Source organism: Maribacter polysaccharolyticus (assembly GCF_028882255.1).
Classification (GTDB): domain Bacteria; phylum Bacteroidota; class Bacteroidia; order Flavobacteriales; family Flavobacteriaceae; genus Maribacter_A; species Maribacter_A polysaccharolyticus.
On record NZ_JARBUY010000001.1, the window covers coordinates 1037496 to 1049598 of the forward strand.

11 protein-coding genes and 1 pseudogene are annotated in these 12103 nt (G+C 36.3%); all 12 read right to left on the reverse strand.

Features of this window, described 5'->3' with window-relative positions:
- Nucleotides 1-12 precede the first annotated feature (12 nt).
- The 12 genes and pseudogenes from PHU20_RS04300 to PHU20_RS04355 all read right to left on the reverse strand — a co-directional run bounded on the left by PHU20_RS04300 (nt 13) and on the right by PHU20_RS04355 (nt 11924).
- Entirely contained in the window at nt 13-429 is a 417-nt protein-coding gene (locus PHU20_RS04300) for a Fur family transcriptional regulator (RefSeq protein ID WP_274824110.1), read from the reverse strand.
- A 4-nt stretch (nt 430-433) separates the two neighbouring features.
- A complete protein-coding gene (locus tag PHU20_RS04305) occupies nt 434-772 on the reverse strand; it encodes a P-II family nitrogen regulator (RefSeq protein WP_274824111.1) in 339 nt (112 codons plus the stop codon).
- Between the two features lie 111 nt (nt 773-883).
- Complete coding sequence (locus PHU20_RS04310; protein WP_274824112.1) at nt 884-2116, reverse strand: efflux RND transporter periplasmic adaptor subunit; 1233 nt, start codon at nt 2114-2116, stop codon at nt 884-886.
- A 16-nt stretch (nt 2117-2132) separates the two neighbouring features.
- The gene (locus PHU20_RS04315; protein WP_274824113.1) at nt 2133-6545 is read right to left on the reverse strand and encodes a CusA/CzcA family heavy metal efflux RND transporter; all 4413 of its coding nucleotides are present in this window, start codon (nt 6543-6545) and stop codon (nt 2133-2135) included.
- A 118-nt stretch (nt 6546-6663) separates the two neighbouring features.
- Nucleotides 6664-7059: a hypothetical protein gene (locus PHU20_RS04320; RefSeq protein ID WP_274824114.1), complete on the reverse strand. Its 396-nt coding sequence runs from the start codon at nt 7057-7059 to the stop codon at nt 6664-6666.
- Nucleotides 7060-7112: 53 nt separating this feature from the next.
- Nucleotides 7113-7229: pseudogene (locus PHU20_RS04325) on the reverse strand (GDCCVxC domain-containing (seleno)protein); the annotation flags it as partial.
- 35 nt (nt 7230-7264) lie between these two features.
- Nucleotides 7265-8971, reverse strand: a complete 1707-nt coding sequence (gene merA, locus PHU20_RS04330) for a mercury(II) reductase (RefSeq protein WP_274824115.1) — start codon at nt 8969-8971, stop codon at nt 7265-7267.
- A 29-nt stretch (nt 8972-9000) separates the two neighbouring features.
- The gene (locus PHU20_RS04335) at nt 9001-9369 is read right to left on the reverse strand and encodes a heavy-metal-associated domain-containing protein (RefSeq protein WP_274824116.1); all 369 of its coding nucleotides are present in this window, start codon (nt 9367-9369) and stop codon (nt 9001-9003) included.
- On the reverse strand, nt 9359-9952 hold the full coding sequence (gene merTP, locus PHU20_RS04340; RefSeq protein WP_274824117.1) for a mercuric transport protein MerTP: 594 nt from the start codon (nt 9950-9952) through the stop codon (nt 9359-9361). The genes PHU20_RS04335 and merTP overlap by 11 nt, the downstream gene beginning before the upstream one ends.
- Nucleotides 9949-10323 (reverse strand): ArsR/SmtB family transcription factor, encoded by a 375-nt coding sequence (locus PHU20_RS04345; RefSeq protein ID WP_274824118.1) that lies wholly within the window; start codon nt 10321-10323, stop codon nt 9949-9951. Before PHU20_RS04345 ends, merTP begins: the two co-directional genes overlap by 4 nt.
- Nucleotides 10324-10426: 103 nt before the next feature.
- Nucleotides 10427-10993: a helix-turn-helix domain-containing protein gene (locus tag PHU20_RS04350; protein ID WP_274824119.1), complete on the reverse strand. Its 567-nt coding sequence runs from the start codon at nt 10991-10993 to the stop codon at nt 10427-10429.
- A gap of 226 nt (nt 10994-11219) precedes the next feature.
- Nucleotides 11220-11924: a PepSY domain-containing protein gene (locus PHU20_RS04355; protein ID WP_274824120.1), complete on the reverse strand. Its 705-nt coding sequence runs from the start codon at nt 11922-11924 to the stop codon at nt 11220-11222.
- Nucleotides 11925-12103 lie beyond the last annotated feature (179 nt).

Consider the following 12103-nt stretch of genomic DNA (forward strand, 5'->3'; position numbering starts at 1 on the left):
ACGGAAGTACATTTATTTAGCACTGCATTTATCACAAACACCTTTTACAACCAAGTTTACATTTTCGGCAGTAAATCCTTTAGGTAGATTGATATGCGGAATTTTATGCTCGGTCAAACAAATAGTTTCATTGCAATTGTTACAGTGAAAATGCAAGTGCAGGTCTGTATCTATTTCACAATTACAGTGCTCTTCACACAAAGCATATTTGGTTATTCCTGTGCCATCATCTATTTGATGTGCAATACCGCTTTCAACAAAGGTTTTTAGAGTGCGGTACAAGGTTGTTCTTTCAGAATTATCAAAATACGCTTCAACATTTGTTAGACTGACTGCTACTTTTTTATTTAAGAGAAATTGTAAAACCAACAAGCGCATGGCTGTTGGTTTTACATTATTAGTCTCTAATATTTGCTCTAAATTTGCCATGCTGCTATAAATTAAAGCGCTTTAAGGAATCTCCAGTCTTAATTTGAAAGGCATCCTCTATATTGGATATATAAATAATACCATCAGCTGGTTCTTCTGTTTTACCATTGGCTAAAATAATCTCTATAGCTTTTTGAGCTTCCTCATTTTGGCATACCAATTCTATTTTAATTACTGGGCTATCGGTAATACGAAAATCCAGCGATGGTCTTGCGCCTTTTGCCTTAAATGCTCCTGTGCCTTCTCCATTTGAAAGTGTCATACTTTCAAATCCATTATCGGTCAAGCCTTCTATAATTTTTTGTATCCTGATTGGTTTTACAAATGCTTTTATTTCCTTCATATCATTAATTTATTAAATTTTTAATCGATTTTGAACCGAGCCTGTTTTTTAATTTTTAACTAACTAATTAGAATGATAAACAAACTCGGAATCAAAATCTTTTATCTTTGATTAATCCTCGTGTTCCAGTTCTCCTTTTATTCTTTCTGATGACAACATATAAGATCCTTTGATGACCACTTTGGCATCCTTTGAAACTTCGGAAGGAAGATTGACTTCAACAAAGCCTAAATCGGTAATTCCGACCGTTACAGGTATCATATTAAATTTCATTTTGTTCGCTTCCATTTCTTCATCGTCATCCAGAATAAAAATAAAGGATTGTTCGCCCTCTTTTATAATGGCAGCTTCCGGTACGGCAAAACCTTTTTTCTCGCCCTGAACTATACGTCCTTCTACATACATCCCTGGAAGCAATTTGTCATTTTTATTTTCCATATCTGCATGAATATGTAATGCTTTGGGGTCGGTTTCAAAAGTTTTACCCATGGAATGTACTTTGGCCTTTAGTATTTCATTGGGCCTGGAGGCTACAGTAAAGAAAATTTGCTGACCTAATTCCACTTTACTAATGTCTTTTTCATACACTTTTAAATCGACATGCAGTTTGGAATTATCACTAACGGTAAACATTTTAGTTTGAGGAGCTACATAATCGCCAAGATTAACTATAACTTCATCCACAAAACCGTTTATTGGGGTAATAATAGGAATTGCGGAAAAAATTTGACCTTCAGCAATTTTATCAGTACTCAATCCTAGTAGCCTTAACTTTGATTTTAAAGCATTAACACTTGACGTAGTTGAACGGAATTTAGACTGTGCCATTTGAAATTCCTTTCCAGATGACACACCTTTATCATATAAGGTTTGTTTACGTTCAAAATCCTGTTTAAGGAAAACGAGTTCATCATTTTTTTCTTGAAACTCCTGTTGCATACTAATAATGTCAGGATGTTCTAAGTATGCCAATATTTGACCTTTTCTCACTTGGTCGCCTTCAATTACTCTTATTGTACTTACGTTACCCCCTACAAATGGACTAATATTTGCCCTGTCTTGTGGAAAAAGTTCAAGAACGCCTGTAACTTTAATGTTGTTCCCTAAATTACGCTCCTCCAATGGTTTCATTTCCAAACCGATGGTTTCAGCCTGTTGCTTCGTAAGTTCTACAACACCTTCTTCCTCACTGTGGCCTTCTTCACCGTGGGCATCTACTCCACCAGCTTCTGTTTTTGATACACCTTTAGCTTCGTTATGCCCAAGTTCAGATTTTTGGTCTTTCTTACAACTCATAAACATAAGTGTAAATAATACGGTACTTATTAATAATATATTCTTCATTTTTCTTTTTTTAAGATTATAGATTGCCCAATTGATATTGTAACTCAATGGCTTGTTGGTTATACTGGTTGATAAATTGAATGTGATTCTGCTTTATGCGAATGGCACTGTTCAGGATTGTGATATAGTTAACATAATCTATTTCACCTTCTTTTGAAGAAAGTTCTGCCGTTGTAATCTGTTCTTCAGCTAAAATCAACGCACCTTTTTGGTAATAATTAAGTGTCTTTTGGGTTTTCTCCAGGGATTTTAACAATTGTGAAACCCTACTTTCGGTTATGGCTTTCTGTTCCAGATACTGATTTTCGGCAACCATGGCATCTGCTTTCGCGGCCTTAACCCTTGATTTTTGTGGGAAGAACCACAATGGGATACTTATACCCGCTTGATATGCGCTAAATCCAGATATATCATTGTATTTAAGCTTATCATAACTAATGCTAAATTTTGGAAGAAATTCTGATTTTTCTACCCCAATGTTTGCTTTGCTTACCTCGGCATTTTGCATTGAATACTGCAACAATGGATTATTAGTAACAGATGCAGAATCAAAATCAGCTATAAAATTTATCGTTTCATAAGTAGATCCTACGGTTTCTATTTCTTGATCAATCCCCAAATACTGCTTCAATGCTCTATTAGCAATTTCAATATCATCATAGGCCTGTTGACGAAATACCTGTATCTGTTGATATTCAGAAGAAGCTGCAATAAATTCCAGTTTTCCGGTTTCTCCCGTATCATAACGTGATTCTGCTGCCATCCTGAAATTTGTATATACACTGTCCAGCTGTTCTGCAAATCGCAATTGTGCCTTGTTATAATTGATTAGGTCATAGGCCTGCATCACATTACGAACCAACTGTTGTTCGCTGAGGGCATAGAATTTTTCTCCAAGTTGGGTACGTTCTTTATAGTACTTGGATTTTGAGAAACCAGATAGCAAATCGATATCGCCTTGTTGCACGCCATAAGTTCGCAATGCTCCCTGCTGTACCCCTTGTTCTTCCCTACCTGTATATATGGAAGTGCTTCCCAGATCGAAACTTGTTCCCTTCATCGCCCGCTCCCGTTCAATAAATGCCTGACTTTCTTTAAGTGACGGATAATTCTGTTTTGCCATAGCAATAGCCTCATCTACAGTCAAGGTTTTTGGAATTGTACCATCTTGATTGGTGTCTTGTGCAAAAGCAGTTCCAGAAGCCATCAAACCACCAACCATCAGCAATACGGTCACAATATTCGTGGATTTGTTAATATAGCTTACATCTTCATCGGTTTTGTTTCGTTCCTTTCTCGATTCCAGCCAATAATATAATACTGGAAGGACCACAAGCGTTAAAAACGTTGCAGTAATCAAACCACCAATAACCACTGTTGCCAATGGTCGCTGCACTTCTGCCCCGCCAGAGGTAGAAATCGCCATTGGGATAAAGCCCATAATGGCCGCCGTTGCCGTAAGCAAAATTGGACGTAAGCGTTCGTGTGTTGCCTCGTATATTCGTTTTTTTAAGTCTGTCATTCCACTTTCTTTTAATTCATTGAATTTGTTTATCAGTACCAATCCGTTTAAAACCGCAACTCCAAAGAGCACAATAAAACCAACGCCTGCCGATATACTAAAAGGCATTCCTCGTATCAATAGTGCAAAGACACCTCCAATGGCCGCCAAAGGCACTGCCATATAAATCATTAGTGATTGCGAGAACGAACTCAATGCAAAATAGAGCAGTATGAATATTAGGAAAAGTGCGATAGGAACTACAATCATCAATCGGTCTGAAGCACGTTGAAGGTTTTCGAACGATCCTCCGTAGGTTACAAAATAACCTGGTGGCAGTTTCACTTCCGTTTCCAATTTTTGCTGAATTTCCTCGACCATCGATTTTACATCGCGCCCACGAACATTGACCCCAACCGAAATACGGCGAGAGGTATTGTCCCTTGAAATTTGCATTGGTCCTGGCTTATAGCTGATATCTGCGACCTCCTTTAAAGGCACTTGCGCTCCGTTTGGTAAATCGATATAAAGATTTTTAAGACTGTTGATATCTTGTCGAAATTCCTTCGCCAAACGAATGACCACATCAAACCTTTTTTCGCCTTCAAAAATCACACTTGCCTGTTCTCCAGAAAATGAAGCACTCACATAATCATTCAGCTTGTCAACGGTTACACCGTATTGTGCCATTTTCGCACGGTTATATACCACCGTCATTTGTGGTAAACCGCTTGTAGCTTCCGCATTGAGGTCAGCTGCTCCGGGAACGGTTCTGATGACTGCTGCGATTTCCTGTACTTTGTCTGCCAACACTCCCAAATCTTCTCCATAAAGTTTTATCGCCACATCCTCACGGACACCTGTAAGCAATTCATTAAAACGAAGTTCTACAGGTTGCGTAAACACGAAATTTACGCCGGGAACTACTGAAATTTTTTCTTGAATTTTTTCTATGAGTTCTTCTTTACTATCTGCGGAAGTCCATTTACTCTTATCTTTTTCAAGAATAATGTAACTATCCGCAATGTCCAGAGGCATCGGGTCTGTTGGTATTTCGGCTACACCAATTCTTGAAATTACCGTTTTTACTTCTGGAAATTCATTGATTAAATTTTGAAGTTTTTTTGAAGCCTCAATGGATTCTGTAAGACTGCTCCCCGGTTTTATCAACGCTTGAAACGCAATATCGCCCTCATCAAATTTTGGGATAAATTCGCCACCCATATTGCCGAAAATAAATCCCGCAATCAAAAGCAAGGCAACAGCGCCTATAACGACTCCAGCCCTAAAGCGAAGTGCAAAATTGAGCAATGGTATATACCCTCTGTTTAAACCGGACATTATTTTATCACTGAACCTATCAATCTTGTTTTCAAATTTGGCAAACCAACTATTCTGATTTTTAGCAGGTTTTAGGAACATCGCCGAAATCATGGGAACATAAGTAAGACAAAGGATAATCGCTCCTAAAACGGCAAATCCAAAAGTAAACGCCATTGGACGGAACATTTTTCCTTCTACACCCGTCAAAAAGAGAATCGGTGTAAATACAATAAGGATAATAAGTTGTCCGAAAAACGCCGAATTCATCATTGTACTTGCCGATTCATAGGCTATTTCATCCATTTCAGACTGGTCTATGGCGGTTGTGGTTTTTTTCATCCGTTGATGAATGTGGAATACCATTCCTTCTACAATGATTACCGCACCATCCACGATGATACCAAAATCGATTGCTCCCAAGGACATTAAATTTGCCCATACACCAAATTGTTTCATCAAGATAAATGCGAAGAGCAATGATAAAGGGATTACCGAAGCTGTAATTAATCCACCACGGAAGCTTCCCAAAAGCAAGACCAAAACAAAAATCACAATCAATGAACCTTCAATAAGGTTTTTTTCAACGGTGCTTGTGGTTCTTCCAATGAGTTCACTTCGGCTTAAAAATGGTTCTATATAAACACCTTCTGGAAGTGATTTTTGAATTTCATCGATACGTTTTTGCACATTTTCTATTACGGTGCCCGGGCTTTGTCCCTTAAGCATAAGTATTTGTCCTCCTACAGATTCGTGGCCATCTTGGGTGAATGCACCATAACGTACCTGATTTCCGAAACCTACTTTTTCAGCCACATCACGAATTAAAATTGGGCTTCCATTTTGCGTGGTCACCACGGTATTTTCCAAGTCTTTTAAACTACGTGCCAATCCTTCACCTCTAATAAAATTGGCCTGATGGTTTTTTTCGATATAAGCACCTCCTGTATTGGCGTTGTTCACTTTTAGAGCTTCAAAGACTTGGTTCATGGTGATACCAAAACTTTTTAATTTATCTGGGTTGATAGCAACCTCATATTGCTTAACAAAACCTCCAAATGCATTTACCTCTACCACGCCAGGCACCAATGCCATTTGGCGTTTTACAATCCAATCTTGTATGGTACGAAGTTCCATCGCATCATATTTGTCTTCATAGCCCTCTTTAACTTTTAGCGTATATTGAAATATTTCACCCAAACCTGTCGTTATTGGTGCCATAAAGGGCGTGCCGAAGCCTTCAGGGATTTCTCCAGCAACTTCGGTTAATTTCTCCTGTACTAATTGCCGTGGCAGATAAGTGCCTGCCTCGTCCTTAAAGACAATGGTAACCACGGACAGCCCAAAACGGGATACTGAACGCAGCTCGATTACGTCAGGAAGATTGGCCATTGCCAATTCTACGGGATAGGTAACAAATTGCTCAATATCTTCAGTACCTAAATTTGGGGCAACTGTAATAACTTGTACTTGGTTGTTGGTAATATCGGGTACAGATCCCAGATTTATTGTGGCCATAGACCAAATGCCCGTGCCAACCAATGCCACTATAAATAAGCCAATAATAAATTTATTATTAATGGAAAATGAAATGATTTTGTTAATCATAGAAAATGTATTAATTCAGTTTAAAACTTACGATGCGAATAGGTGCAACGCATTTATATAGCAATGCCTATCTTGAGAAGCATCACGTTAGGATATAGCTATCCTAAAAAAAACTGAATTATACTTTAGGGGGTTGGAAAAACGATTCCAAATATCTGGAAGTGAAGTTTACTTTATGTAAGGTAAGCTGTTTTTTTACTTCAAACTTTAGTCGATTAGTTAAAGCCAAATCGTTGTTCGCAATAATTAATACTAAAGGATGACAACATTGATTATGGGAATGAACTGGTGCATTCTCCTTATCTGGGTTATTATGATGCCCTTCATTTTTTGCATCGTTGTCAATGTAATCTTCAACTACATATTCAAGGAATGAGTCTCCATAAACTTTATGGTCTTGATAATGGGTAAAAATGCTTGAAATTTCTTTAATTGGTCCACAAAAGTCCATATCAATGCTAATTCCCTGAAAAAAGAATAAAATAGACATTGATATGGAAAAGAATATTTTCATAAAGTTTTACAAAAATACAAATTAATCGATGCACAGGTTGTGCAAAGAAATTATCAGCACCTTTTATTTTTTTGAATCGGTGAGAAAGGAATTGTTCTATAAGAATAATACACACAACAATCTCCTTCTTTTGGTTTTAATACTTTCTCGCAGTTTTTACATTCATAAAAGAACTGGCATTCCCTTTAAAACCTTTTATTTTGAATTAACTCGCACAGCAACTTAATTTAGAAACATCTTTTCCAAAGGTAATTGCTGCCAGTTTAACAGCTTCTCCTAATGTCAAATATGGATAAAAACTTTCAGTTAAATCTTTTACTGTAATACCAAACTTAATAGCCATACTTAATTGTTGGATGAGTTCGCCACCTTCTGGTGCTATGACCCTTGCGCCTATTAATTTATCGGTTTCAGTGTTGCGAATCAGTTTTATGAACCCTCTGGTATCTTGAGCTGCCAATGCTCTTGGAACGTGAATTAAATCAAGTTTACTGACTTCAAAAGGAATTCCCTTTTTTTCTGCTTCTATTTCATCTATGCCTGCTCCTGCAATTTGAGGGTCTGTAAATACTACCCAAGGTAAAGATGAATAATTCAAAATGGTTTTTGATAATGAAAATGCGTTTTGTATTGCTGCACTGCCTTCGGTTGCTGCTGTATACACAAATGCTGGTGTATTGGTAACATCTCCTGCGGCAAAAATATTGGAAATGTTGGTTTCCATTTTTTCATTGACAATAATATGGCCTCTTTCTGTTAACTCGAGACCAATATTCTCAAGCCCTAATTTAGAGGTGTTAGGCTTGGTTCCTGTAGCAACCACAATGTTACCCTTTTCTATAATTTGTGTTGTAGAACCATCGGGGCAATTACAATGAATAATTGTATCGTTACCTTTCTTTTCAAATTTAAACGCTCGAAAGTTTGGAAGGATTTCAATGCCTTCACTTTTCATTTGAGCTTCCAACACGTCTGTAATGTCTTCTGTTTGACTGCGTAATGGCCTATCGGTAAATTCTATGATACGCACTTTTACACCTAAACGATTATATGCCATCGCAATTTCCAAACCAATATAACCAGCTCCCATAATGGTCAGGCTTTCAGGCTTTTCCTCTAAATCGAACAAGGTCACATTGGTTAAATATCCAACCTCATTTAATCCTTCTATATTTGGGATATTAGTTGTTGCGCCTGTTGCAATAACAATGTTTGTAGCGGTAAATTTGTCTTTTCTATCAACAAGAATTGTATTATTATCCATAAATTCTGCCCATCCTTTAAGTATCGTTAGGTTTTCAAAATCACTTACTACATCCATATATTTTTGTTGCTGAAGTGAAGCAACCAATGCTTTTTTATCTTTTATGATTTGTGCAAAATCAATGTCTGCTCCTTTAGGTTTTATACCCTTAAAATTGGAATGCGTAGCGAGACGTACCGTTTCGGCAGCCCGAATAAGGTTTTTAGACGGTACACAACCCACATTTACGCAAGTGCCACCAAAATCTAATCCTGCATTTACCATAAGTGTTGTGAGCCCTAAACCTTCAGCTTTAATGGCTGCTGAAAATGCAGCTGAACCACCACCAATAATTATTAAATCGAATTGATTTTGGCCTTTGGAATTTACAGCGGAAACCTCTTCCTCGTCGACATTATTTACAACCGAATAATCACCAACGCTGTTTATAGCATCTATTACATTTGCCTTACTCATCTTATCAGCATCAAAAGTAAATTCGCCTTTTCCGGTTTCGTGGTTAACTGTGGAACTTAAAACTCCTTGAGTTGCGTTCATATCCTTTTTGATATGTGTTGCACAACCTTCACAGGTCATACCCTCGATTTCCAATATAATGGTTTCTCTATTTTGAGGCATTTTGATTTTCATTTTAGCTGTATTTTTCATTGAAATCGGTACTGTTTACTTATTAAAAATTAGACCTTCCCTTTAATTACTTCGGCCTTAAACCCTTTCTTTTCTATGATAAGCTTTAGGGCTTTGATACTTGTTTTTGAACCATCAAACTCAATAACAGCAATATCTCCAGGGTATTCAACCGAATGTTCCAAAACACCATCTATTTCCTTTAATGCATTATAAATAGCATTGGAACAACCAGCACAAGTAATGCCTGTAATTTTAAATTTCACCGTGGTTGCATTGTGTTTCTTTGAAGCTACTTCCACAACTTGATTTGTAACCTCCTTGCTTTGTGATTTGGCCTGAAAAGAAAACAGTATTAAAGCCAAAATAGGCACTATTGATAATTTTTCATAATGGGTGATTTTGCGTTTATTTATCATTTATAACTTTGTATCCTGTTGCGTTAATTGCCTTTTCAATTTCTTTTTCATTGGTTTTGGTTTTATCAAACTCTACGATGGCATTTCCCTTTTCATACGAAGGGGTTACATTTATAATACCGTCCAATTCATTTATAGCGTGTTTTATGCTTTCTTCACAGCCAGCACAAGTCATTCCTTGAATATTAAAGTTTACAGTTTGAATATTTGATTGGTTTACAATGACTACTTCTTTTTTATTATCTGGATAAAAAATGGATGAATAATATGGAAATGCCAGCATTATAATTGCAAATACAGTTACAATTCCTAAAAACTTTTTTGATTGTATAAATTTTGGTTTGTCGTCTGTATCGCATTCACAGTCGATTTCCTTTTGAGGTTTTAGTTTTTGATACCAAGCAAAGCCGAGCACTAAAATTGTCAGCCCGATTAGATAAGGTCTAAAAAGTTCAATCCAAGAAAATGTTGAAACAATTCCGCTTGTTCCCGCTATTAAAGCCAAAACAGGTGTAATACAACATAATGAAGCTGTTATTGCAGTCAGCAAACCTGCACCAATTAATTTGTTCTCACTTTTCATATCGTTTCCAAGATTTTGTTTTTATCAAGTATTTCAAAAAACGGATTTAACAATGTTGAATATTCAAGTGTCAATGAGTAAAAAATCGTTTGAGCATCTCTTTCGGTTTCCAATAAATTTCTGTCTTTCATTTTTCTTAAATGTTGAGAGATAGCAGAAATGTTCATTCCTAGAATATCACTTAAGTCACAAACGCAAAGTCGTTTCTCCTCAAAGAGTAAGTAAAGTATCTTAAGTCTTACGCTATTTCCAACCAATGAAAGTCCATTTGCTAAATAATCAAATGTTTCGCTTAGTTCTGAAACTGTTTCTTTACAACGGTTTATCTGTTCAATATCCGCCTGTTGTCTTATACAAGAATTATTTTCCATAAAGCAAAGTTACAATTATTTCTTATTTAAGCAATTACTAAAATAACAATTTTACAAGTAGCTGTGAACTTTAAAATAACCCTTCGTTTTTAATGTACTTTAATTAAATCTCATCCAAGAATTTCCTGTTTTTAACTAAACTGTTCTTAAAATGCGTCGATGTCATACCGGTAATCTTCTTGAATTGGTTGCTCAAATAAGCAACACTGCTGTAATCCAATTGATAGGAGATTTCGCTCAAGCTCATCTCATCATAAACTATCAATTCCTTTACTCGTTCAATCTTTTGGTGGATGATGTATTGTTCAAAGGTGATACTTTCAATAGATGAAAACAGGGAACTGGCATACTTATAGTCAAGATGCAATTTGTTGCTGATGTATTCTGCCCAGTTGATATTTATGGGATTGTTTGAGTGGTGCAGTTTTTCAATGACCAAGCTTTTCATCTGCTCTATTAATTGGCTTTTACGATCATTAATTAATGTAAAACCGATTTTTTCAAGCCTACTTTTTAAATCTTTCTTGACTTCGCCCATAAGTTCTTCCGTTAAGGTTATTTCACCCAATCTAACGGATTTATAGGGAATCTCCATTTTATCCAAAATTTCTTGGACAGCCATAATGCACCGTGGGCAGACCATGTTCTTGAGATGGATAATGTTTTTCATGATTTTCCTATTTAAGAGGAATTTATTGTTCGTTAAGAAAGTGCTTCGAGGATAATCAATACAAACGCTACCAAAAATAGAATTAAAATTGAAAGTGCGGCGTATATTCTTTCTTTCTTGGATACCTTATTAATATTACCTTCCCTCTCCTTCTTCCTTCTATTTCGTCGATTTTGGCTCATTCTTTTGTTTAATTTTAGAGAATAAAATAATTCAATTAACCTCCCTAATTCTTTTTATTTATTTTTCTAATTGTTGGAGAGGATATATACCAAAGCATAAACCCACTCAATACAGTAATTAACCCTAATAGCGAAAACACTCTTAATACTATAGTATTGAAATTGTCCCTTCCTTGATAGTCCATAGTATGGGTCATCCATAGAAAATCAAACCAACGCCAATTACGATGTCGAAGAGTTTGAAATGAACCATCCGCAATGGATACATAAGACTTAATATCTATTTGGGAATCATATGAAATAACATAGACAGGTAGCGGCCTGCCACGATATTCGTGATGATTCCCTACTTCTGCTATCTTCTCAATTCCTTTCACTTTCAGTTCTGGTAACATATTTTGTCCAGCCACTGCCAAAGCCTCCTTTGCCGACACTTCCTTTTTAATTTCCCCTGTTTTGGCATTTACTAGGTTTTCTTTGTTTATCCAGTAATAGGGTTTTCCTGCAATATCACGTAGTTCAAGAGAAGTGATTTTCGTATTGTGCTTAAAGATTGTAGGACTTATCAAATTATCGAAAAGTGACAATTTAGCTACCGGATTTTTAAATTGGTCTCCGTGTATCTCATCAATATCAGTCCAGCTGAAATACATTCCACTAATGGTCCATATTAAGAATTGAATTCCTAAAAAAACACCCAAGTATCTATGCATTTTCCTGATTTTCAATGCTGTTTGTCTCTTCACCATATTTATCTATTTGGAACAGGATTTCTTACTTTTAAAAATTTAATGGCTTATTACCCGTAAAATAAGCGACCCTATGATTGTTACTATGATACCGATATAAAGTAGACAGCTTAACCAGTATACTATTTTCGATTCTTTCTTTTTCCTATATTTTCCTCGACGATTCTTCACATCTTTCT

Bases quoted from the DNA above. Each gene is read 5' to 3' on its own strand.
- PHU20_RS04300 (WP_274824110.1), bottom strand. From the start codon at position 429: ATGGCAAATTTAGAGCAAATATTAGAGACTAATAATGTAAAACCAACA.
- PHU20_RS04305 (WP_274824111.1), bottom strand. From the start codon at position 772: ATGAAGGAAATAAAAGCATTTGTAAAACCAATCAGGATACAAAAAATT.
- PHU20_RS04310 (WP_274824112.1), bottom strand. From the start codon at position 2,116: ATGAAGAATATATTATTAATAAGTACCGTATTATTTACACTTATGTTT.
- PHU20_RS04315 (WP_274824113.1), bottom strand. From the start codon at position 6,545: ATGATTAACAAAATCATTTCATTTTCCATTAATAATAAATTTATTATT.
- PHU20_RS04320 (WP_274824114.1), bottom strand. From the start codon at position 7,059: ATGAAAATATTCTTTTCCATATCAATGTCTATTTTATTCTTTTTTCAG.
- merA (WP_274824115.1), bottom strand. From the start codon at position 8,971: ATGAAAAATACAGCTAAAATGAAAATCAAAATGCCTCAAAATAGAGAA.
- PHU20_RS04335 (WP_274824116.1), bottom strand. From the start codon at position 9,369: ATGATAAATAAACGCAAAATCACCCATTATGAAAAATTATCAATAGTG.
- merTP (WP_274824117.1), bottom strand. From the start codon at position 9,952: ATGAAAAGTGAGAACAAATTAATTGGTGCAGGTTTGCTGACTGCAATA.
- PHU20_RS04345 (WP_274824118.1), bottom strand. From the start codon at position 10,323: ATGGAAAATAATTCTTGTATAAGACAACAGGCGGATATTGAACAGATA.
- PHU20_RS04350 (WP_274824119.1), bottom strand. From the start codon at position 10,993: ATGAAAAACATTATCCATCTCAAGAACATGGTCTGCCCACGGTGCATT.
- PHU20_RS04355 (WP_274824120.1), bottom strand. From the start codon at position 11,924: ATGGTGAAGAGACAAACAGCATTGAAAATCAGGAAAATGCATAGATAC.